A 20,427-nucleotide genomic window follows, 5' to 3' on the forward strand; every position below is an offset into this window, starting at 1 on the left:
TGGCCTGCTTCTAGTTTTCCTCGTTGTCCATCTCAGCCCGCGTTTGCAGCCAGGCCGAGAGCAGTTCGTCCACCAACTCCGAAACGCTTTCGCCGCCTTCTTGCTTGACTTCCTTCCAGACCGCCCGCAGGATTTCTTTACGGACATAAACGATTTCGAGCGGTTCTGAACTGTTGGGGTCGGGCTTGGTCTTGTCGTGTTTCTTTTTGGGATGGCTGCGTTTGCTGACTTTCTGGCCGTCCAAGTACCCGAAGCGGCCTGCCATCAGCAGCTCACAGCAGTTCCCGCGACAAGGTCACGATGTCGGCCCAGGCCTGCGCGGCCCTGTCGTCGCGCACGTCTCTACACAGCACGCCGAGTTCGGCGGCCCGCACGTAAGCGGCGTACGAGCGCACCAAGGTATTGCAAACGGTCACGCCGCCTTCGCGCAGTTCCTCACGGGCTTCCAAGCCGGCCTTGCCCACCGGCGGCACGCGGTTGATGACCACGCGGGTGCGGCGGCGGGTTTGGGGGTCTTGGTGCAAAAAAGTCATCAGCTCGGCGGTGGCGTCGAGTTCCAGCATCGACACCCCGCTCGGCACCAAAATCAGATCGGCACGCTCGCCCAGCGCCCGTAAGTCTTTGCGTTTGGGGCGGCCCTCGGTGTCGATGACGATCACGTCGGCTTCCCTCAATTTTTTGGGCTTGACCTCTTCAGGCTCCAGCACCGGAAACGGCAGGCCTGTCCCGCGTCTGGCCCAGCGCACCGCGCTGCCGACCCGCCCGTCTTCGTCGATCAGCACGGCGCTCAGGCCGCGTTCCTGAAAAGCGCCGGTCAGGTGGACACTGAGGGTACTTTTGCCCACACCGCCTTTCTCGGAGGTCACGGCGATCACTTGCGGCATTGGGTGTTCACCTGCTCGTCTTGCACGTTCTTCATGAAGCTCAGCCTAGCAGGGGAGGCAGGAGGGTATGTCAGGCCTTGATCGGCCCCCAGAACGGGCGGCGTTACAAGCTTGTTCTTCCCACTCCCCGGCCCCCCTTCTTCAGTAGTTGAACTCCACCCGCGCTTTCTCGCTTCCCCGCTCCAGCTTCAGCGCCCAGTTGCCGCTCATCCACAGCCGCGTCTGGCCGCTGAGTTGATTGCCTTTGGCTTCCAGCGTTAGAAGCTGATCCGGCATCGGGTGATCTAACATTTGCAGGGCGGCGCTGAGCTTGGGCAAGGCGGGCGTCAGCGTCAGCGCCGCGTCACCCGCTCCGCTGAGCACCAATTGCCCGCTGAGCGTTTGCTGGCCCAGCTTCACCGAAATCGGCACAGCCTGGCGCTGAATAAGCGCGGTGCTCGGCGGCGGTGAGGTCGCTAGCGCCCCCGACAGGCCCAGCACGCCAAGCAGCAGCGCTCCTTCCAGACTGAGCGGGAGCCATTTTGGGGCGCGAATGCTGAGTCTGGCGGCCACGGTCAGCCGCACCAACACCGCCGAAAGCAGGGCTAGTTCAATCAGGCCCAGCTTCATCAGGAGCGTCACGCCCCAAGTGCTGCCCCACAGCGCGGGCCAGAGTGAGGCGAGTGGAATGTGGCCCAGCACGGTGATGACGCCCGAAACGCTCAGCACGGCGAGGCATGACAAAGCCAGCGGCGTAAAGCGGCGGGTGACAGCGGGGGAGAGCAAACGCCCCCGGAGCGCCCCCAGCGCAAACGCCAGCACGCCGCCCACCCAGATAGACGCCGCCGCCGCGTGCAACATGTCCAGCAGCAGCCAAACGCCCCCGCGCTCGCCCGCGTGTCCGGCGTTGGAGGTGGCGTAGAGGACGATCAGGCCGCCTGCCCATTCCAACCAGCGCCAGTTTTGCAGGGCGGCTGCCAGCAGCACCGCTGCGCCGATGATTCGCACAAGGGCCGACTTGCCCGTGCGGGTGGAGGTCAGGAAGTCGGCCACGTCGCTCATGGCGGTGAAGCCCAGATCAACCAAAGTGCTGCCGACTTCCAGCCCCGCGCCAAGCACGATCAGGGCCGTGCCCAGCCCCAGCCACCACAGCGGCGCGTCCGAAAGCCGCCAGCGCCGCACCACCACGCCGCCGAGCAGCACGGCGAGGCCGCTGTAAGTCAGCAGCTTGGCGACTTCCAGCCAGCTCACCTAACGCCTCATTTGATGCTGAAAATGGACTGCCCGCTGACCGGATGTCCGTCGTCCGACAAAATGCGCCACATCACCACGTACTGGCCCGCTTTGAGGTGACTTTGCAGCGGAATACTCAGCTTGGCGGCCATGTTGGATGAACTGGAATAGGTATCGACGCGGGCCTCAGCGTCGTCTTTGAGATTGATCTTCGTCTTGGTAAAAGTCGCCGCGTCCGTTCCGGCGGGCAGGGCATAGACCTTAAAAGTGGAAAAGCGCAAGTTGACCGGCTCATTGAGCGTCAGAGCTACGGCGCTGGGCGCGGCCACGTTGCTGCCCTGCGCCGGAACTACCTTAGTGACTTGGGTGTGGGCCAAGGCCGTGCCGATCAGCAAAGCAGCGGACAGGGGAAGCAGTTTGTTCATGGGGGAATTTTTCATACATCTCCTCAGTCGGGGATGAGCCGTTGAACTCGCCCCCTTTGACACGCAGAGAGCTGAGGTATGGGCGCTAGCAGCAGCGAGCGCTCACGCCTCAGCGGCTTAAAGCCTTACTTCACTGCCGTTTTGCTGGCGGGCAGCTGCGGATCGGTGCCGTCCCACGCCACGACGCTGCCGTCGGCGTATTTTTGGTAGATGTTCCAACTCAAGTCGCCTGCCACCGCCGGATTGCGGGCCTGAAAGAAAAAGCGGGCGTATTCTATGGGCGCAATTTTGCCTTTCCAGGTGACTTCCGTGACGAGTCCAGCGTCATCGGTTTTGGTGGTGCGGACGAATCCCGGCGTCACTTGAAAGCGGGTGATGCTCACACCTTTGGGCACCACCAAACGAACTTCGGTGGTCGCCATGTCTTTTTCGACCGGCACGTTCAGGCGGTAAGTTTCGCTCGCGCCCGCCATACTCTCGGCTGCGCCCGTTTCAGTGCGGACAACGGCGTGGGCAAGAGCGGGCGCGGCGCTCAGCACGGCGGCAGCGATCAGGGCGGTCAGGGTGTTGGAATGGTTCATGTCTACCTCTTGGGATTGAGTGGGGGTTCAAAATTTAAGAACTCACTTCATCCAAGAGGCGGAGCGCGTGCCCGTTTAGAGCCCAGCAGCGGGCGCGGCGCGGCGGGTATGTGGGCCAGTTGGTGGGCCGTTTGGACATACTCGGGGGCCAGAAGCTCAACAGAGAAGGCCGCCAGCGCGAAAGCCGCCGTGAAGCAAAATGGGCAGTGTCCGGCGTGGCCCTGCTGATTTGGAGTGTCCGGCGTAGGCGCGGGCGGCGCGTTGGCGTTGTGGGTCTTGGTGTGGTGATCGTGCGCCGCTGGGAGCTGAGCTGCTGTGGGCTTGGCTGCTGGGAGATTGGCTACGCTATGGCCCGCCTGCTCAGCAGGGGTGTCCATCTGGGCCGTTTCCGGCTCAGTCATAGGCTTTTCGGCCAGCGGCGCGGCTTGGCTGGCCGCCCCGCCCATCAGCATGCCTGACATGTCCATCGACGCCGGCATGCCTTGTTGCCGGGTCATAAAAGCAAACGACGCCAGCAGCCACAGCAGCGCGGCGAGCGTACGCTGAAAGCGGTGAATGGCTGGGCGGCGCATGGACGCTGAGCTTAGCGCAAGCAAACGAGGACAAAACAGCCGAAACCCCCGCCAAAATAAGCGGTATGACTGAATCTTCCCCGCCAGAAACCCAACTCCAAATCCTGCTGGACTGTCCGCCGTACTGGATTGCCCACGCTATGCAGGAGCAAGGCAGCCGCTTTTTTCAGCATCTCGGCGCGGCTCTGGCTGCCGCCGACCTCGCCAACCGCCGCCTCATTTACCAAACTTGGCCCGCCGAATGTTGGGACTTTTACTTGCGCGGCCTGACCTTGCAGCGGGCCGAAGAAGGCGAAGAAGCGTAGAGGATTTTAGAAAGGCCTCCACATTTAGCTGCTCTAAACTGGGGTCATGACGACTTCCCCCAAACCAAACGCGGGTTTTGCCAAACCCAGTGACGCTGAACTCAAATCCCGCTTGACGCCTGAGCAGTACCAAGTTACCCAGCACGAAGGCACCGAGCGGCCTTTTACGGGCGAGTACTGGAACAACCAAGAAGAGGGTATTTATGTGGACATCGTGTCGGGCGAGGCGCTGTTTAGCTCGCTCGACAAGTACGACGCCGGGTGTGGTTGGCCCAGCTTTACCCGCCCGATTCAAGACGCCCAGCTTCAGGAGCTGACCGACAAGCGCCACTTCATGACCCGCACCGAAGTGCGCTCCGGCGCGGCCAATTCTCACCTCGGCCACGTCTTTGACGACGGCCCTCAAGACCAGGGCGGCCTGCGCTACTGCATCAACTCGGCGGCGCTGCGCTTTGTGCCCGCACCTGAGCTGGAAGCGCAGGGATACGGGCAATACAAAGCTCTATTTGAGTAGACTGCCGTATGCATTGGCGGCCAAGCAGGCGAGTGGAGTGGTTGCTCCTCGCCTGCTTGTTGCTGCCCGGTGCCGCCCGGCCTTCAAAACAGATGCTCAGTCCGCCGCCCAAGCCGCTGACTGCCGCCGCCCCACTCACCGAAGCGCTGACCTACCCAGTGGACGGCCTGAGCATCAAAGGCTTCGTTTGCCGCCCCGATAAAAAACTGGGTAGGCCGCTGCTCAACTTGGTCCACGGCGGGCTGGACACGCCGGTTGACCTGGCGCTGTGCCGCCGCCTTGCTCGGCTGGGCTATGTGGTGGCGGCCAGCGCCCTGCGCGGTCAGGGCGGCAGCCAAGGCAAAGTGGAAATTTGCGGCGGTGAGGTCAGTGACGTGCGTGCCCTGCGCAGTCTGGTGCAGGGGCGCTACAAAACTGACCGGGGGCGGGTGGGCTATTTGGGAATCAGTTTGGGCGGCTGCGTCGCCATCAAAGCGGCCTCAAACACAACAGGGGTGCGGGCGGTGGTCACGCTGCTCTCGCCCACCGACTTTGCCGAGCAGTTGAAGTTGCTCAGCTACCGCCCAGACGTGGCCCAGCGCTGGAAAGCGCTGCTGGGCGGCTCGGCGGAGCAAGTCGGCCACGCTTATGAAGCCCGCCGACCCCTGGAAGCGCTCAGGCAACTCAGAGCGCCGCTCTTGACCGTGGCCGCAGACCGAGATCAGCTCATTCCGCTGCGGCAAAGCTGCTCGGTGCTGGACATTCGCCGCCAGATGGGACTCAAGGTGTCGGTGGTGCGCCAAACCAAAGACGGCAATCCTGTCGACCTCACCGCGCAGGTGCGCCAACGCTGCACAGCCGAAGCGGCAGTCAGTCAGCTTCCCGCCCTCAAAGGCCAAGACGTGCTGCTGATCTACGAAAACTTGGATCACCTCAGTACGCCCGCCATGTGGAAAGCGGCGGAAGCGTATTTGGCGGCTAACCTTGATTAGTCCACTCTTCTTGAGCTAAAAGCGCTGCTCCTCGATTTGCACGGCGGCGACTTCGGGGCTGAGTTGCTTGGTGTTGGGTTGTTGAGCGCCGGACTGCTGAGCGCCGGATGGTGGGGCACCGGACTGCCCCGCCTTACTCAGTTCAACCGCGCTGGGCCGCTGCGACTTGCTGACAGTGCCTTCGCCGATCTGATAACTCGCCAGGCCCGCCGTGTCTGGCAGCAAGTGGGCGTTGGCGGCCTGCGCGAAGGCCTGCGACACGGCGCGGTACTGCGACATGAACTGGGCGTACTCGGTGTGGGCTGAGCTGAGGCGGCCACTCAAGTCGGCGTGGCGGGCGCTGAATTCGCGCTCCAGCGCCGCCGAGCGTTCGCGGGCGCGGTTTTCCAGCTCGTGCTCTTGGGCTTGGTACAACGATTCGAGTTGAGCGCGGCGCACGCTGAATGTGCTTTCGAGTTCGCGCAGGCGGCTTTCATGACGCTCCAAGGCTTCTTGCTCGCGGTTTTTGGCGACTTCCAGCAGCAGAGCCGAGCGGTGTTCGGCTTTCTGAACCGTCAGCATGGCTTCTTGGCGAGACTGCTCCTTAAGTTCGTGGCCGATGCGCTCGGCGGCCACCACCGTGCGGCGCAGTTCGTCTTCGGCCGCTTTGTAATCCTGAATCTGGCGCTGCATTTCGCTCAGGCGCTGCTCAATGGCGGCTCGCTCGCGCAAATCGGCCTCCAGCGACTGAGCCACTTCCGAGAGGTAGGCCTGCACATCGGCTTTGCGGTAGCCGCGCCATCCCGAGCCGAATTCTTGGTGCTGCACGTCCAGCGGCATAATCTGACCGCGCCGACTCGAACTCGCTGACGGCAAAAGCTGGGCTTCTGCGGCTCCTGCCAGAGTGGTCTTGATGGGCTGGCCCGACTCTGGGTTGCCGCCACCTTTGGAAAAATCGCTCACAAAAACAGCCGCCTTCCAATTCGCAGCAGCGTCGCGCCTTCTGGGATGGCCTGCAAAAAGTCGTCACTCATGCCCATGCTCAGTTCGCTGAGTCCCAAATCGGCGGCGTGCCTCGCGGTTTCAGCGAACACCCGCTGGGCCGCTGCGAGGTCGCCGTAAGGAGCCATGACCATCAGGCCGCGCACTTCTAAACCCGTTTGCACCGCTGCATGGTACAGCGCTTTGAGATGCTCGGGAGCGACGCCGTGCTTTTGCGCTTCGCCGTTGTGCAGTTGCAGCAGCACGGCGGGCGCGTGGCCCCACTTGTGGGCGGCCTCGGCAATCGCCTCAGCTTGCCACGCTTCTTCTAAGGTATGCACCAAGCTGACCGGCTCAAGGTACTTGATTTTGTTGCGCTGTAAAGGCCCGATGAAGTGCCACTCCAGCGGCCCGAAGCGCTCTTGCCAGCCGAGTTCCTCAGCTTGGCGCACCTTGTCGCGCAGGTCTTGGCCCCGGTTCTCGGCCAGCATGATCGGCGCGGGCAAGACTCGGCCAGTCAGAATCTTTTCCTCGATGCTCTCCAAGCTCCGCCCTTTGCTGACCACCACCAAACGGGCGCTGTCAGGGGCCCGGCCCGCTTGCTGCGCCGCACTGCGAATTTCGGATAAGACTTGGTTCAGGCTCATTTGTAGATTAGTCTATGGGAAGCGCCGCAGCACCGTAAGGAATGTATGGCGGATCACCTTGAGAACATGTTCACTTTCTGCTCGGAAAGTGGGAGAGAGCGGGCCTGTGACCTTCAACTCAACTCCAGCCCGCGCCTTCCAGCACGGCACCCGGCGTTTCATTCGCAGCCAATTCAAGCACTCTTCACCTTTCTCAGGGCCATTGCAGACAATGTGTCAAAGAAGAAGGTGTCACGCCGGTAGCGTTTAGCCCGACAGTATTTACCCCAACAGTGCTTACTCAGAGAGTGTCTACTCAGCAATTGCCCACCCAGAAAGTACTTGGCCTACCTGTCCCTTGAGGAGAATTAATGAAACACCCGCTCACCTTGGCCCTTTCCTTGGCGCTCGCCGCACCGCTGGCCGCTGCCCAAAGCACCACTCCCACTGCTCCGGCGGCGGTTCAGGCCGCCAATCTCGGTGACGTGGTCGTGACCGGCGCACCTGATTTGCTGGGCAATTTCCTCAAAGCCAGCTTGACGGTGCAGCGCGGCGCGGCGCTGAGCGGCCTCAACCTGCGTCAGATCGAGCAAGAAGCGCTGGCCACCGGCTATTTCAGCAGCGTGACGGCCTCGCTCGGTACCCAAAACGGCCAAAACGTGCTGACGCTGGCGGTCAAGCCCAATCCAGTGATCAGCGCAGTGGAGGTGCAGGGACTGACCTACTTTCCGGCAGATACCTACAAGGCCCGCATCGCCGACCTGCTCAACATCGCCCCCGGCGCGACCCTCAACACCGACCGGGTGGATCAAAGCAAGGAACTTCTGGCCCAGAACTTTCGTGGCGAAGGCTATCCTTTTGTGCCGAGCATCAGCACCAAAACCACCGCCGCAGCTGACGGCAGCGTGACTTTGACCTACGTAGTGGACGAAACGGCTCCGCTGAGCCGCGTAGAAATTGAAGGCAACACCCGCCTTCCCCGCGACAGCATCGTCAACGCCTTCAAGCCGCTTTACGACGCTAAAAAGTTCACGCCCGAAGTGTATTTCAAAGCGGCGCAGGACATCGCTCAGGCTTACCAAGCCGCCGGCTTTTTGCAAAGCGGCATCAATGTCAGCGCCACCACCCTCGACAAGGGCGTGCTGAAGATCAAGCTGACTGAAGGTGTGGTCAGCAAGGTGGACACCAGCATTCTGGGCAGCGCCGTCAGCGCGGCGGGCCTGCTGACCAAAGAGGGCACGCCCCTGACGCTCAGCACCCTGGAAGCCGACACCCGCACCTTGTCGAATCAAACCGGCAAATCGGTGGGCTTCGCGCTCCAGCCGGACGCCCAAAACCCTTCGCAGGTCACGGTGGTGTTCGGTGACGCCCAAACCGCCAGCGGCCCGATCAAAGAAATCCGCTTCGTGGGCAACACCAAGCTCACGAGTGCCGACTTGCAGGCCGCCCTCAAACTCAAAGTGGGCGACGTATTTTCTCAGCAGCTCGCCGAAAGCAGCTTTTTTGCGCTGCGTGACGCTTACCGGGCCGCAGGCTACGAGATTTCGACCCGCGATCCGATTGCTTTTGACAGCGGCGTGCTGACCTACACCATCCACGAAACCAGCGCGGCCAAGTTTGAGCTCAGCTGGACAGGAGCGCACCGCACCCAAGACCGGGTGATTTTGCGCGAACTGCAAAACCTGACCGGCGTAGTCTCCAGCGCCAGCATCCGCGACGGCCTCGACCGCGTCACCCGTTTGGGCATCGTCAAGGTCACCAACCTGACCACCCGCTCGGACGATCCCAAAAACCCCGAAGTGCTGACGTACGTCATTAACCTCACCGAGCAGAGCAGTACCCGCAGTGTTCCGTTCGGCATCAGCTACGACACCGTCAGCGGTTTTCAGGGCAGCCTCGGCCTGAGCAACAACAACGTCTTTGGCCTCGGCCACACCTTGGAAGCCTCGGTGACGGCCCAGCCCACCGATTCGGGGCAGTTCCTCGGCGGCGGCGTCAATTATACCATTCCCTGGCTCGACATCGATTTTGCCGATTTCCGCAAAACCCCCACCAGCGTCTCGCTCAGCTTGTCGAGCACCTTGTCGCCCAACAACGGCATTTTGAACACCGACAGCAGCGCCACCGGGCGGCAATTTACCCAGCGCTCTAGCGGCATCAGCGTGCGGGTAGGCCGCAGCCTCGCCAAGTACCTGACCGGCAGCGTTGGCGTGGGCACCAGCTACGACGTGAGCTACCTTGAAAAAATCACCGACGCTGATCAAAAAACGGCCGACGACGCGGGCAAGACCCTGATCGACGACGCGGCGGCCACGGCGCTGCTGCCAGAAAGCGGTTTGATTACCCGCCTGAGTCCGGCGCTGAACTACGACTCGACCAACAGCGGCGACTTTCCCACGCAGGGCATTCGCGCCAACTTCTCGCCGTCGTACAATTTCGGCTCGGCGGGCAGCAATAGCCTCAGTTGGTTTAAGCTCGAAGGTGGAGCCAGCACCTACTACGGCTTCGGCAAGACGATTGAAAAGGGCTTTAACCAGCAGAGCAAGCAGCAAGTGCTGGCCGCTCGGGTCAACGCCGGAACGCTGACGGGCAACTATCCGGTGGGTAGCACCTTCGGCATCGGCGACGCCAGCATCGTCAGCGCCTACGAGCTGCGCGGCATTCCCACTGGCACTCTCAAGGGCAGCAGTTACGTCACCGGCAGCGCCGAGTACCGCTATGATTTCGGCGTCAGCAACTCCATAGCGCAGGGCCTTTACGGCATCGCCTTCGTGGATGCGGGCAGCGCTTTCGCGGCCAACGGCACTTCGGCCAGCGCTTATGGCCTCGGCCTCGGCGTCCAGCTCAACCTCGGCATCGGCGGCGCACTCCTGCCCGCTCTGCGCTTTGATTACGGCTTCTCGCCCAGCAACAACAGCTCCAAGTTCAGTTTCCGCATCGGGCCGGTCTTTTAAGTTTTGGTGGCGAGCTGATCTCAAAAGTGTCGGCGTGACAGGTTGCTTAGGCTCCTGTCACGCTTTTTTGGTTCACACTCTTTTTGCAGCGTGTCTCGGCTGCGCCTTATTTGCTGCCGCGTCCGTTACCGATCAGCCGCCGCTGTTTCTCAGCGCAAGACCGGCTCGGCTGGCTCCTCGTCCGGTACAGGGGGCGGCGTGACTTCCAAGCCCTCACCCTGCGCCCAGTCCATAAAGGCGCTCAGGCCGCGCCGGTAGAGCACCGGACGCTTTTCGCGCTTGCCCCACTTTTTGCGGCCTTCGGGAACGGGAAGCTCCGGCACCAGTGCCCAATTGACGTTCATCGGCTGGTAGTTCTTGGGATTGGCGCTGGCGAGGTAGCGGGTCAGGCCACCGAGCATGCTTTCTTGCGGCGGCACGATTAAGCTCAGGCCCAGCGCGGCGCGGGCGGCGTTGGTTCCAGCCAGCCAGCCGGTCGCCGCCGACTCGAGGTAGCCTTCGGTTCCGGCCAGCACGCCTGCCACGAAGGTCTGAGAGCGCATTTTGAGTTCCAAGGACGCTTCCAGCACTTTGGGGGCGTTGAGGTAGGTGTTGCGGTGCATCACGCCGTAGCGGATAATTTCGGCGTTTTCCAAGCCTGGAATCAATTGCACCACCGCTTTCTGGTCGCCCCATTTGAGTCCGGTTTGAAAGCCGACCAAGGACCACATCCGGCCTTCCTGGTCTTCCTGGCGCAGTTGGGCCGCCGCGTAAGGCCAGCGCCCGGTGCGCGGGTCGGTCAGGCCACGCGGTTTCATCGGGCCGTAACGGGGGGTGTCTTTGCCTCTGCGGGCGATTTCTTCAATCGGCATACAGCCTTCGAAGAATTCCAGCTTTTCCCAGTCGTGCGGGGTGTGGCTGCGGGCTTGCTCCAACGCTGTATAAAAGGCTTCGTACTGCTCTTGGTTCATCGGGCAGTTGAGGTAATCGGCGCTTTGCTCGTAGCGTCCGGCCCGGAACACGATGTCCATGTTGATGCTCTCAAAGGCGATCACGGGTGCGGCGGCGTCGTAAAAGGCCAGTTGCTCGTCGCCGGTCAGCCGCGCCAGCTCGCCGGACAGCGCTTCGGCGGTCAGAGGGCCAGTGGCGATCACGCAGGGGCCAGTCGGCAACTCGGTGACTTCCTCGCCGTGAACGGTAATCAGCGGGTGGTTTCTCACCGCGCCGGTAATCCGCTCGGAAAAGCCTTCGCGCTCGACTGCCAGCGCTCCGCCAGCCGGGAGCCGCGAGGCGTCGGCGCTCTCCAGAATGGCGCTGCCCACCGCCCGCATTTCGCTTTGGAGAAGGCCCTTGGCCTGCAAGTCGCCCTGCCCGCCCAACGAGTTGCTGCACACCAATTCGGCAAAGTTGCCGCTGCGGTGCGCTGGGGTCATTTTGATGGGCCGCATTTCGTAGAGGTGAACTTGCACGCCGAGCTTGGCGGCGGCGAGGGCCGCTTCAGAACCGGCCAGGCCCGCGCCGACGACGGTGATGGATGGGGTGGGAAGAGTCATCTGGGTAGTTTAGAGGGTGGCGGCACAAGGAGGGGAGAGGCGGAACGCTTTTGACAAGTCTTTGACGGTGTCGACGCTAGTTTTGCTTCAACTTCAAGCTCCAAAAGGAATTTCCATGACCCAGCCCAGCGACGAAGCCCTCCGAGCCGCCCAAACATATGAGCGCTATATGGTGCCGCATAAGTTCGCGCCTTGGGCGGCGGCGCTGCTGGACTTTGCCAGTTTGCAGGAAGGCGAACGGGTGCTGGACGTGGCCTGCGGCACGGGCATTGTGGCGAGGCAAGTGGCCGTGCGCGTGGGGGCGAGTGGGGCCATCAGCGCCCTAGATGTCAATCCGGCGATGCTGGCGGTGGCCCGCGAGACTGCCGCGCCGCACGCCCCCGTCATCGATTGGCAACACGGCAGCGCCCAGAGCTTGCCGTTTGCAGATGACTCTTTCACGGCGGTGCTGTGTCAACAGGGCTTGCAATTTTTCCCTGATCCGGTAGGAGCGCTCAGCGAAATGCGCCGGGTGCTGGAACCGGGCGGACGGGTGGCGCTCGCGGTTCATCAGGCGATTGAACACAACCCGCTGTTCTTCCGGCTCAATCAAGCGGGGCGGGCACGGATGGGCGTGGACGTTTTCGCGTCTCCTTTTGCGCTGGGCGGGGCGGACGCGCTGGAACATCTCCTGGTGGCAGCGGGCTTCGTGGACGTGGAAGTCGAAGCGCAGACGTGCACAGTTCGTTATCCTGAACCGGAACACTTCTTCGCCTTCACCTTGCAGGGCGCGGCGGCGGCAACGCCCAATCTGGCGGCCATGACCGAGGAGCAGCGTCAGCATCTCGGCGAGCAGCTTCAGCATGACCTGGCCGACTGGATAGCGGCCCACACCGAACACGGTGAACTGGTGGACGAGATGGCTGTGCATCTGGTGCGGGGCCGTTGAGCACGCCTTCACGCGCATCAGCTTTCACTTCGCTGCCGTTTGTATTCTAGTGCTGGCGAAATTCAACTCCTTTCTTGAAGAGCCTCCTGCCCAGCCTTTCGTTTCGTTTCAAGATCAGGCCCCAAAAGGAGTCCGCATGACCCAGCCCAGCGAAGACGCCCTCCGCGCCGCCCAGATGTATGAGCGCTACATGGTGCCGCGCTTGTTTGCACCTTGGTCGGAGGTGCTGCTCGATTTTGCCGAGATTCGGGAAGGTGAGCGGGTGCTGGACGTGGCCTGCGGGACGGGCATCGTGGCGCGGCAAGCAGCCAAGCGGGTGAGCGTGGGCGGTGGCGTCAGCGCCCTCGACCTGAATCCGGCGATGCTGGCGGTGGCCAGAGAAGCTGCCGTGCCAGATGCCCCCAACATTGATTGGCAGCGCGGCAGCGCTCAACATCTGCCCTTTGGGGACAGCTCTTTTGCAGCGGTGCTGTGTCAGCAGGGCTTGCAATTTTTCCCCGATCCGTTGGGAGCGCTCAGCGAAATGTGGCGGGTGCTGAAGCCGGGCGGACGCGCAGCGCTGCTGGTTCACCAAGCGGTTGAACACAATCCGCTGTTTCACCGGCTCAATCAAGCGGGGCGGGCGCGGGTGGGCGTGGACATTTTCATGGCTCCCTTTACGCTGGGCAGCGCGGCCAAACTTGAGCAGCTCATGGCCGACGCCGGCTTCGTGGATATTGAAATCGAAGCGCAGTCGCGCACAGTGCGTCATCCAGCGCCGCAGCAGTTCGCCGCGCTGATCTTGCAGGGCGCGGCGGCGGCGGTACCTCAGCTGGCCGCCATGACGCCGCAGCAGCGCCAGCAGCTCAGCGGGCAGCTTCAGCACGACCTCAGCGACTGGATAGCCGCGCACAGCGAAAACGGCGAACTGATAGATGAAGCGGCGGTGCATCTCATCCGGGGCCGCAGGCAGGAGTAGGGCAAGACTCGGCTTGGCGCTCTATCTTCTCTGCATGACCATTCGCTTAATCGCCACCGACCTTGACGGAACCCTGCTGAGAAGCGACTTGAGTGTGAGTGAGCGCACCCGGAGAGCGCTGGACCGGGCAAGGGCGGCGGGCATTCACACGGTTCCAGTGACGGCCAGACAACCGCACGGTGTCAAAATGATTGCTGAGCAAGCTGGCTTTAACGAATACGCCCTGTGCGGCAACGGCGCTCACGGCGTTCACCTCGCCACCGGCGAGACGTTGTTTGAGGCGCATGTCACCCAAGCTGCCCAACGCGCCCTCGCTGAAGCGCTCAGCGCACAGGTGCCAGACGTGCTGTTTGTCAGCGTGCGCGACGGCGGCACGACCTTCGTGGCTCAGCAAGGCTACGCTGAAATCGCCCACTTTGAAGACCACAAACGCGATCCGGGCACGATGGGCAGCGCTGGGCTGGCGGAGGTGCTGGCATTGCCCAGTCTCAAATTCATCGTGCGCCACGCCACCCTGACGCCGCGCGAGCTGCTGACACAGGTGCAGGCGCTCAACCTGAGCGGTTTTGCGGCGACCCACAGCGGCGCACCCTTTTTGGAAATCTTGGCCGAGGGAGTCAGCAAAGCGTGGGGCCTGACGCGGCTGTGTGGTCGGCTGGGCATAGACGCCTCGGAAGTGCTGGCTTTCGGTGACGCTCTCAACGACGCGGAAATGCTGAGCTGGGCAGGCAGAGGCGTGGCGATGGCCAACGCCGAGGAAGAAGCGCTGGCTGCCGCAGACGAAGTGACGCTCAGCAACGACGAGGACGGCTTGGCCGCCGTATTGGAGCGCTTACTGGCCTGAGGAGTTGTTGTGTGGGGACGCGCGGCAATCGTCACCCATCTGACCGCTCACCGCTGGGCGCGGCCTTAAGCTGAACCATGAACAAGACAATTTGCCGCGTCGTGGTGCTGGGGGCCGTGAGCTTGCTGTCCACTGGCCCTGCTTCCTCAGGGCTGGCTGTTTCAGTGCTGGCCGTTTCTGCGCCTGCTACAACTACTGCTGCGGCGCAAACGGTGGCCGAAAAGGCTGTTCAGATTCGCGCCCGCGCTCTGCTTGAAGAATTTTACGCCGTTAAGCTTGAGCGGTTGTGGGCCGCTTTCACGCCGGATGTCAAGGCCCAGTGGGGCACCTTCGACGGCTTTACCCAGTACCGCAAAACCGGCGTGGAGCAGTTCGGAGCGCAAAAGGAACTGGTGGCCGAAAAGACCTTCGTGCGCGGCGGCGTTACCTACTACGTTCGCAGCGCCACTTTCGAGAAATCTCCGCAAGTCGTTTGGGCAGTGGCGTTCGGCTTCGATCAACTGGGCCGGGTCAGTGACTTCGGGATCAGCTTGGAGCACGACCGCTCGGGCGACCAAGTGGCGCTGGGTTCTTTCTAAACGCTGGCCCTACACCGCCTGCGGTCAGCTTGAGTTCATGAGCTCGGGTTAGCCTTTCGCCATGCGTTTCTTGCCTGCCGTGCTGCTTTCGCCCGCCTTGTTGCTGGCCGCCTGCGCTCCGACCACCCAGTCACGCGGGCCAGATTACTCGCTGCTCTCGGGCAACTATCAGGGCACTGCCAGCTTGGGGCCGATTCCGGCCAGTTACGAGTTGCTGCTCAACATCAATGGCCGCACGGGCCGCGCCAACGGCATTTTGACCCGCAGCAGCAATGGCAACGTCTACACGGCGGAGGGCCGATTCTTGCCGTACGACGCCAATGGCGGCACCATTGACCTGACACTTGCGAGCGGGAGCAGCGACGCCGGAACCCTCAAGGCCCGCATTCAAGCCGGGAAGCTCGAAGGTGTAATGAAAACCACGCTGTTTACCTTTCAGGTCAGAATGCAAAAGCAGGGCGTGACGGCCCCCACGCCTCAGCCTGCGCTGGGCGTGCCGCTGCCCAGGACGAGTGTCACGCTGGAAACCACCCAGACGCAAACCACCTCCGTGCCGGTGTACGTGGAGCCGACGCCAGTAAAGCCTGCCCGCCCCTGAGGCCCAGTGCGGCGCGAACGTCGACAGACACAACCATACAATCCTGAGGTTGCACGTTCAGATTGTTGAGCGGTGTTACTCCGCTTCCCGCCTTTGCCAAGCAGATTGAGCAAACGGGTGCGGCGGCATCTGACTCTCGCACTCGCCCCAGCTGGAGCTTGATCTTTCCATTCCGCAATTCACGTTTGTATATTACTTTCAAAAGACATATTGTGCTCTTGGGAGTAATAATGAATGGACAAATGCAAATTGGTTTGGCGGGCCTCCTCAAGCGGCATAACATCACCCAAAAGCAACTGGCGCAGGCGGCCAGAATGCGTCCTGCGACACTGAATGCCCTTTATAACGCCCGTGTGGAGCGGGTGGAAATGAGTACCCTGGTCGATTTGGTCATCGGTCTCAGGCAACTGGGTGTCAAGGCCGATGTGGGCGACATTCTTCAGGTGGTTGATGTGCCTGACCCTGCCGATCAAGCGGCCCGTGACCGTGCCCTGAAGCTGCTTGGCGGCGAACCCTGGGGCCTCAAGCCAGCAGGGCTGTCTGAGCCGGTGCCTGTCAGCGGCCCCCCTATTGAAGACCTCTTGCCGGAATTTCTGGGGCCAAGTCTTTGACCTTGCTGTATCTGGATACTTCGGCTTTACTTCGCCTCTATACCCAGGAACCGCAGTATCAGATGGTGGTCAGTGCCAAAGCGCAGTCCAGCGGCGTGGTCTGCCACGCCATCACCTCTGTGGAAGCTGTCGCTGCTCTGACCGGACGCAGGCGACGTAAGTTGCTCACAGGCGGGGCTTACCAGACTGCTCTGGCTGCCTTTGAAGCCGACTGGCCTACATTCCGGCATGTGGCAGCCGATGAACTGCTTCTTCATGACGCTGCCCATCTGACTACACTCCATCCTTTGAGGGCTTACGACGCCGTACACCTCGCCGCCGCGCAGGCTATTGCGCCGTTGGGCTTGCAATTCATGACTTTTGATTTGAACTTGCGGGTCATAGCGCAGCAGGTGATGCCGGGGATGGTCTGGCAGCCGTAACACCCCCGCCCCCTGCCCAAGCAGAAGCCTGAGCAAGTGTCAAACCTGCACCAGCTTGAGTGGCAGATAGTCTGCGAAGCACTGAAAATCCTTGTCTTTGGTCAGAATGGGCAGCTCGAACGCCACGCTGCACGCCGCGATCAGAAAATCCGTGCTGCTGCCCTGAATGCCGTTCTGACGGCAGGTATTAAAAAACTCTGCGGCCAGTTCGTATTCCAGCGCCGTAACTTCTTGGTCTGGAAGGGGCCGCAGACTCTGCCGAATACGTTCAAAGGCTTCCTGCCGCCCTAGGCCCTGCAAAACCTCTTGGCGGATACAGCCGAGCATCTGCACCCTGTTTTCTCTGATCAGGTCGCTCAGCATCCTGAGTTCGGGCGAGGGGTCACCCGCCCGCTTCCTGAACGCTTCCGACCAGACGTTACTGTCTACGATGACTTTCAAGAACCCGTCCTCAAGACACCAGTCTCAAGACCGCTGCCGCTGCGCCCGCATCTCCTCGTCGGTCAGCATGTCTGCCGGGTCTACTGTGCCGAACAGATCGAGAATCTTGAGCTGCTCGCGGTGCTGAATATACTCGGTCAGCGCCTCGGTCACGGTTTCGCGTTTGGTGCGGTGGCCGCCCACTTTCAGCGCACGCTCCAGCAGATTCGGGTCAATGTGAAGGTTGGTTGCCATGTGTGGATATTGACACATCAGCGTGTGTAAAAAGGTGAGAGTGGTTGGAGATGATGCCTTATATCCTTATCCCTGACCAAGCTGAAGACTGAGCGCAAAGCACCTGTCGTATGCATGTTAGTATGCAGATATGACATACGAAACTACGCAACGGGTCACGGTCAGTTTGCCGCCCAGCCTCGCTACTTACCTTGACGAGTACCAGAAAAGCCACCAGCTCAGCAGTCGGAGTGAGGCGGTGGCACAGGCCATTGAGGCCCTGCGAGAAAAGCAACTGGCCGAGGAGTACGCGGAATACGCCCGCTCCGGCGAGTTTGTTGACCTTGAAAATGGGGATGGACTGGAATCTGGCGAGGATGACAGGCTGTGGAAGTAGGGCTGATTCGGCGCGGTGATATTTTCCTGGTGGACTTTTCACCTGCCCGGAATAACGAGGCCAACTTCACCCGGCCCGCCGTCGTCGTGACCAACAACGCCGCCAACGCTCAGAACGTCGTGATTACGGTGGTGCCGCTGACCAGCAATGTAGAGCGGGTGTACGCCTTTCAACTGCTACTCCCCAACGAGCGCACCGACCTGAATGAGGACAGCAAAGCACAGGTCGAGCAACTTCGCAGCGTGGCCCTAAGCCGGGTGCTGCGCCGCCTCGGTCATGTTCCCGAAGACCTGATGACACAACTCAGCGAACGGGTGCGGCTGCATCTGGCCCTCTAGCGCCCGCCCTACCCCCTGCCCAAGCTGAAGCCTGAGCCAAGTGGAGCTTCAGCGAATCAGTTGCACAGCAAAGGGCAGATCAGGAATCTTTGCCCAGCCACGCTCCGCCGTCAGTACGTTCAGGCCCAGTGCCTCAGCCGTACCCAGACAGGCCGCGTCACCCAGACTGAGGTTGTACGGCGACTTGCGGGCATAGTAGAAGGCCGCTTTGGTTCGGCAAGCCGCATCAAACGGCACTTCTTGCAAGGGGTCTAAAATCTGCCGTAAGACAGCATTGGCCTGTCCATGTGTTAATGTGCCTCGCCCCACCAGTTTTCCTTCTACTTCTGTCAGCGTGATGCTGCTGATGAAACAATTCTGGGTCGTGAGCGCCGTTTCAGCTTGCGCTGCTCCCGGCTCGTCCGTCATGAACGCGATGAGGGCGCTGGCATCCAGCAATAAGGCGTTCACCATCCTTTCTGCGCTGCCTCTGCACGCCGGTCACCGAGCAGTTCCCCAGTCAAGTCGCGCCCCTCGGCTTCACCTGTCTTTTTGACAATGCCCCGGAGCGACCGAACAAGCAAGCGCCGACTGGTGAGTCTGTATCCGCCCTCGTCCTTGAGCAAAATCAAGTCGTCGCCTTCCTTGACGCCCAATTCGGTGCGAACGTCGGCAGGCACGACCACACGGCCCTGCGCTTGAATCTTCAGATTGTAGGCATGTTGAGCAGTCATGCCTGAGACTAGCGCTTTAGGCATTTGAACGGTGTAACCCAACTTCCTGCCCCGCCCCCTGCCCAAGCAGAAGCCCGAGCTTTGATGACACTCAGACTGTGATGTCGCCAATTGCGCTTGCTGCGAATATTGCGAATACTAAATGCGAGAGGTGAATCATGACCCTGCATCACACGCCTAGCGCTGCCGAACAAGCATTGGCACAGGCCGCACAGCAATTGCTCAGCCAAGCCCCCTTGAAGCTCAGCCGCGACGTGACCCTGACACCAGAACTCACTCAACTGCTCAGCGAAATTTTGGGGCAACTTGGTAAGGGCCAGAGCATTACCGTACTGAGTCAAGATCAGGAACTCAGCACCCAAGCCGCTGCCGATGTATTGGGCGTCAGCCGTCCTTACCTGATTGAGCAGCTTTTGGAGGGGCGCAAACTCCCTTACCGCAAAGTTGGCAAGCACCGCCGCATCCGCCTGAGTGACGTGTTGACGTACCAGCAGCACGACTTGGCCGAGCGGCAGGCGTTGGCGCGGGAAATTACGGAGATCGGCCAGGAGATTGATCCCTATTGAGCCTCACTCCGTTATATAGCTGCTTTTTCCGTGCCGAGCTTCCAATGTTTGCCAAGCAGCTTGAGAAGTTCAGGGACAGCCTCTAGCGCCTGCCCCACCCCCGCCCCTTGCCCAAGCTGGGGCTTGAGCGTGAGGTTATTCTGTGCTCCAACTTCACCCAGCCTCTCGCCCGACCCGCCCAAGCAGTGGCGGGGGCTGAAGCGACAAGGCGCGTGGGCTTGTTCCAACATGCGGCCCGATGTAAACTGGTCAGCACTGGTCAGGGAGGCGCAATATGAAAGCACAGTTTGCAAAAACCGAGTGGCCGTTGCAGGATGCCAAAGCCCATTTCAGTGAACTGGTAGACGCCGCGCTCACACAGGGACCACAGGCGGTTACGCGGCACGGCAAGAATGCAGTAGTGGTGCTTTCACATCAGGATTTCGTTCGGCTGAGTCAGGCCAACACGACCCTGGCCGATGCGCTGAACGGTGCTCCCGCCGAGTTGAGCTTTGAGCGTGACCGAACGCCTATTCCCACAGTTCAACTCGACTGATGTACCTGCTCGACACCAACGTCGTCAGCGAACGTAGCAAGTTGCAACCCGACGCGAAGGTTATGGCCTGGCTGGGCAGCCACACCGTAGGGCAGACATACCTGAGTGTGATCAGTCTGGCCGAGCTGGAACAGGGTGTGCTGCGGCTGGGCAACACCAAGCGGGCCAGAGAGTTGCAGTTTTTCTTGAGGCGCATTGAAGAGCAGTTCACAGGCCGCATTCTGCCGGTTGACTGGGCTGTCGCCCGCGCCTGGGCAAGCATGACTGCTGGAGCTATTTCGGCTGGTAAGACCCTGGGTTACGCCGACTCGCTGATCGCTGCTACGGCCTGCACGCACGGGCTGATTGTCGTGACGCGCAACGTCGCAGATTTTCAGGCCGTCATGACAGACGTGGTCAACCCCTGGGAATGAAGGAGGCAAGATAGCTCATCCGCCCCTATCCAGCCTAGCCCCCGCTACCCCACTCCGCCCAAGCAGAAGCGGGGGCATTCTCACTAAACAGAAGGCCCCTCCTTCCCACTCCGCCCCCTGCCCAAGCTTGAGCGAGTGGGGTTGAGCCTTCGCTCGCTCCCACCACAGGCGAAAGGCGAAGCGGAGGACAAATGAGAATTAACTTAGCTCGACTTTGGCCATTGGATACTGTTAGGCAGCGTAGCAAAGTGCGTCTGCGAGGCGCTCAATAAAGTCCAGTGGGACTTGAATCATTTCACGTCCTGGCGCAGACATGCGAAAAGTCGGTACCTTCCA

29 protein-coding genes are annotated in these 20,427 nt (G+C 61.3%); 16 read left to right on the plus strand and 13 right to left on the minus strand.

The features are described from left to right. Window positions 1–10: 10 nt before the first annotated feature. The 6 genes from FNU79_RS10620 to FNU79_RS10645 form a co-directional block, all read right to left on the minus strand. The gene (locus FNU79_RS10620; protein ID WP_143720827.1) at window positions 11–265 is read right to left on the minus strand and encodes a hypothetical protein; all 255 of its coding nucleotides are present in this window, start codon (window positions 263–265) and stop codon (window positions 11–13) included. 7 nt (window positions 266–272) lie between these two features. After that, on the minus strand, window positions 273–884 hold the full coding sequence (locus FNU79_RS10625; protein ID WP_143720828.1) for a ParA family protein: 612 nt from the start codon (window positions 882–884) through the stop codon (window positions 273–275). Window positions 885–1,025: 141 nt separating this feature from the next. After that, the gene (locus FNU79_RS10630) at window positions 1,026–2,114 is read right to left on the minus strand and encodes a CopD family protein (protein WP_143720829.1); all 1,089 of its coding nucleotides are present in this window, start codon (window positions 2,112–2,114) and stop codon (window positions 1,026–1,028) included. Window positions 2,115–2,122: 8 nt separating this feature from the next. Further along, window positions 2,123–2,536: a copper resistance CopC family protein gene (locus FNU79_RS10635; protein WP_225430018.1), complete on the minus strand. Its 414-nt coding sequence runs from the start codon at window positions 2,534–2,536 to the stop codon at window positions 2,123–2,125. A 110-nt stretch (window positions 2,537–2,646) separates the two neighbouring features. Beyond that, window positions 2,647–3,102 carry a DUF1775 domain-containing protein gene (locus tag FNU79_RS10640; RefSeq protein ID WP_143720830.1) on the minus strand — a complete coding sequence of 152 codons (456 nt, stop codon included), beginning with the start codon at window positions 3,100–3,102 and terminating at the stop codon, window positions 2,647–2,649. Window positions 3,103–3,149: 47 nt separating this feature from the next. Continuing rightward, window positions 3,150–3,674, minus strand: coding sequence for a hypothetical protein (locus tag FNU79_RS10645; protein WP_143720831.1), 525 nt, complete (start codon window positions 3,672–3,674; stop codon window positions 3,150–3,152). Between the two features lie 65 nt (window positions 3,675–3,739). Here FNU79_RS10645 and FNU79_RS10650 point away from each other — a divergent pair, with 65 nt between their 5' ends. The 3 genes from FNU79_RS10650 to FNU79_RS10660 are packed head-to-tail and all read left to right on the plus strand — an operon-like array spanning window position 3,740 to window position 5,464. After that, window positions 3,740–3,979 carry a hypothetical protein gene (locus tag FNU79_RS10650; protein WP_143720832.1) on the plus strand — a complete coding sequence of 80 codons (240 nt, stop codon included), beginning with the start codon at window positions 3,740–3,742 and terminating at the stop codon, window positions 3,977–3,979. A gap of 46 nt (window positions 3,980–4,025) precedes the next feature. Then, window positions 4,026–4,493 carry a peptide-methionine (R)-S-oxide reductase MsrB gene (gene msrB / locus FNU79_RS10655; RefSeq protein ID WP_143720833.1) on the plus strand — a complete coding sequence of 156 codons (468 nt, stop codon included), beginning with the start codon at window positions 4,026–4,028 and terminating at the stop codon, window positions 4,491–4,493. Window positions 4,494–4,501: 8 nt separating this feature from the next. After that, window positions 4,502–5,464: an alpha/beta hydrolase family protein gene (locus FNU79_RS10660; protein ID WP_143720834.1), complete on the plus strand. Its 963-nt coding sequence runs from the start codon at window positions 4,502–4,504 to the stop codon at window positions 5,462–5,464. Window positions 5,465–5,479: 15 nt separating this feature from the next. On the opposite strand, the gene FNU79_RS10665 is transcribed toward FNU79_RS10660, so the two are convergent. Beyond that, window positions 5,480–6,406, minus strand: a complete 927-nt coding sequence (locus FNU79_RS10665; protein ID WP_143720835.1) for a DivIVA domain-containing protein — start codon at window positions 6,404–6,406, stop codon at window positions 5,480–5,482. Continuing rightward, on the minus strand, window positions 6,403–7,071 hold the full coding sequence (locus FNU79_RS10670; protein WP_143720836.1) for a YggS family pyridoxal phosphate enzyme: 669 nt from the start codon (window positions 7,069–7,071) through the stop codon (window positions 6,403–6,405). The genes FNU79_RS10665 and FNU79_RS10670 overlap by 4 nt, the downstream gene beginning before the upstream one ends. Before the next feature lie 350 nt (window positions 7,072–7,421). Here FNU79_RS10670 and FNU79_RS10675 point away from each other — a divergent pair, with 350 nt between their 5' ends. After that, on the plus strand, window positions 7,422–10,004 hold the full coding sequence (locus FNU79_RS10675; protein ID WP_143720837.1) for a BamA/OMP85 family outer membrane protein: 2,583 nt from the start codon (window positions 7,422–7,424) through the stop codon (window positions 10,002–10,004). A 149-nt stretch (window positions 10,005–10,153) separates the two neighbouring features. On the opposite strand, the gene trmFO is transcribed toward FNU79_RS10675, so the two are convergent. Next, window positions 10,154–11,536 carry a methylenetetrahydrofolate--tRNA-(uracil(54)-C(5))-methyltransferase (FADH(2)-oxidizing) TrmFO gene (gene trmFO, locus FNU79_RS10680; protein ID WP_143720838.1) on the minus strand — a complete coding sequence of 461 codons (1,383 nt, stop codon included), beginning with the start codon at window positions 11,534–11,536 and terminating at the stop codon, window positions 10,154–10,156. A 115-nt stretch (window positions 11,537–11,651) separates the two neighbouring features. Here trmFO and FNU79_RS10685 point away from each other — a divergent pair, with 115 nt between their 5' ends. The 7 genes from FNU79_RS10685 to FNU79_RS10715 all read left to right on the plus strand — a co-directional run bounded on the left by FNU79_RS10685 (window position 11,652) and on the right by FNU79_RS10715 (window position 16,475). Then, window positions 11,652–12,464, plus strand: a complete 813-nt coding sequence (locus tag FNU79_RS10685) for a class I SAM-dependent methyltransferase (protein WP_143720839.1) — start codon at window positions 11,652–11,654, stop codon at window positions 12,462–12,464. Between the two features lie 136 nt (window positions 12,465–12,600). After that, window positions 12,601–13,422: a class I SAM-dependent methyltransferase gene (locus FNU79_RS10690; protein ID WP_143720840.1), complete on the plus strand. Its 822-nt coding sequence runs from the start codon at window positions 12,601–12,603 to the stop codon at window positions 13,420–13,422. A 34-nt stretch (window positions 13,423–13,456) separates the two neighbouring features. Further along, window positions 13,457–14,266 carry a Cof-type HAD-IIB family hydrolase gene (locus FNU79_RS10695; RefSeq protein WP_143720841.1) on the plus strand — a complete coding sequence of 270 codons (810 nt, stop codon included), beginning with the start codon at window positions 13,457–13,459 and terminating at the stop codon, window positions 14,264–14,266. 77 nt (window positions 14,267–14,343) lie between these two features. Further along, a complete protein-coding gene (locus FNU79_RS10700; RefSeq protein ID WP_143720842.1) occupies window positions 14,344–14,844 on the plus strand; it encodes a hypothetical protein in 501 nt (166 codons plus the stop codon). A gap of 61 nt (window positions 14,845–14,905) precedes the next feature. Continuing rightward, window positions 14,906–15,442 carry a hypothetical protein gene (locus FNU79_RS10705; RefSeq protein ID WP_143720843.1) on the plus strand — a complete coding sequence of 179 codons (537 nt, stop codon included), beginning with the start codon at window positions 14,906–14,908 and terminating at the stop codon, window positions 15,440–15,442. A gap of 230 nt (window positions 15,443–15,672) precedes the next feature. After that, on the plus strand, window positions 15,673–16,053 hold the full coding sequence (locus FNU79_RS10710; protein ID WP_143720844.1) for a helix-turn-helix domain-containing protein: 381 nt from the start codon (window positions 15,673–15,675) through the stop codon (window positions 16,051–16,053). After that, the gene (locus tag FNU79_RS10715) at window positions 16,050–16,475 is read left to right on the plus strand and encodes a type II toxin-antitoxin system VapC family toxin (protein ID WP_143720845.1); all 426 of its coding nucleotides are present in this window, start codon (window positions 16,050–16,052) and stop codon (window positions 16,473–16,475) included. Before FNU79_RS10710 ends, FNU79_RS10715 begins: the two co-directional genes overlap by 4 nt. Before the next feature lie 39 nt (window positions 16,476–16,514). Here FNU79_RS10715 and vapC read toward each other — a convergent pair whose 3' ends face one another. Continuing rightward, window positions 16,515–16,916: a type II toxin-antitoxin system VapC family toxin gene (gene vapC, locus FNU79_RS10720; protein ID WP_143720846.1), complete on the minus strand. Its 402-nt coding sequence runs from the start codon at window positions 16,914–16,916 to the stop codon at window positions 16,515–16,517. 24 nt (window positions 16,917–16,940) lie between these two features. After that, a complete protein-coding gene (locus FNU79_RS10725) occupies window positions 16,941–17,150 on the minus strand; it encodes a type II toxin-antitoxin system VapB family antitoxin (protein ID WP_143720847.1) in 210 nt (69 codons plus the stop codon). A gap of 130 nt (window positions 17,151–17,280) precedes the next feature. On the opposite strand from FNU79_RS10725, the gene FNU79_RS10730 reads away from it, so the two are divergent. Both FNU79_RS10730 and FNU79_RS10735 read left to right on the plus strand, forming a co-directional pair. After that, a complete protein-coding gene (locus FNU79_RS10730; RefSeq protein WP_143720848.1) occupies window positions 17,281–17,526 on the plus strand; it encodes a CopG family ribbon-helix-helix protein in 246 nt (81 codons plus the stop codon). Then, the gene (locus FNU79_RS10735) at window positions 17,517–17,864 is read left to right on the plus strand and encodes a type II toxin-antitoxin system PemK/MazF family toxin (RefSeq protein WP_124867178.1); all 348 of its coding nucleotides are present in this window, start codon (window positions 17,517–17,519) and stop codon (window positions 17,862–17,864) included. Before FNU79_RS10730 ends, FNU79_RS10735 begins: the two co-directional genes overlap by 10 nt. 48 nt (window positions 17,865–17,912) lie before the next feature. Here the strand turns inward: FNU79_RS10735 and FNU79_RS10740 are convergent, their stop codons facing one another. Next, the gene (locus FNU79_RS10740) at window positions 17,913–18,317 is read right to left on the minus strand and encodes a PIN domain-containing protein (protein ID WP_143720849.1); all 405 of its coding nucleotides are present in this window, start codon (window positions 18,315–18,317) and stop codon (window positions 17,913–17,915) included. Further along, window positions 18,311–18,577 carry an AbrB/MazE/SpoVT family DNA-binding domain-containing protein gene (locus FNU79_RS10745; protein WP_143720850.1) on the minus strand — a complete coding sequence of 89 codons (267 nt, stop codon included), beginning with the start codon at window positions 18,575–18,577 and terminating at the stop codon, window positions 18,311–18,313. The genes FNU79_RS10740 and FNU79_RS10745 overlap by 7 nt, the downstream gene beginning before the upstream one ends. A 158-nt stretch (window positions 18,578–18,735) precedes the next feature. Here FNU79_RS10745 and FNU79_RS10750 point away from each other — a divergent pair, with 158 nt between their 5' ends. From FNU79_RS10750 to FNU79_RS10760, 3 genes are all read left to right on the plus strand, one after another. After that, window positions 18,736–19,143: an excisionase family DNA-binding protein gene (locus tag FNU79_RS10750; protein ID WP_143720851.1), complete on the plus strand. Its 408-nt coding sequence runs from the start codon at window positions 18,736–18,738 to the stop codon at window positions 19,141–19,143. Window positions 19,144–19,417: 274 nt separating this feature from the next. Continuing rightward, window positions 19,418–19,678: a type II toxin-antitoxin system Phd/YefM family antitoxin gene (locus FNU79_RS10755; protein ID WP_143720852.1), complete on the plus strand. Its 261-nt coding sequence runs from the start codon at window positions 19,418–19,420 to the stop codon at window positions 19,676–19,678. Next, window positions 19,678–20,091, plus strand: coding sequence for a type II toxin-antitoxin system VapC family toxin (locus tag FNU79_RS10760; protein WP_143720853.1), 414 nt, complete (start codon window positions 19,678–19,680; stop codon window positions 20,089–20,091). The genes FNU79_RS10755 and FNU79_RS10760 overlap by 1 nt, the downstream gene beginning before the upstream one ends. Window positions 20,092–20,427 lie beyond the last annotated feature (336 nt).

Origin of the sequence: Deinococcus detaillensis (assembly GCF_007280555.1) — a bacterium.
Classification (GTDB): Bacteria; Deinococcota; Deinococci; order Deinococcales; family Deinococcaceae; genus Deinococcus; species Deinococcus detaillensis.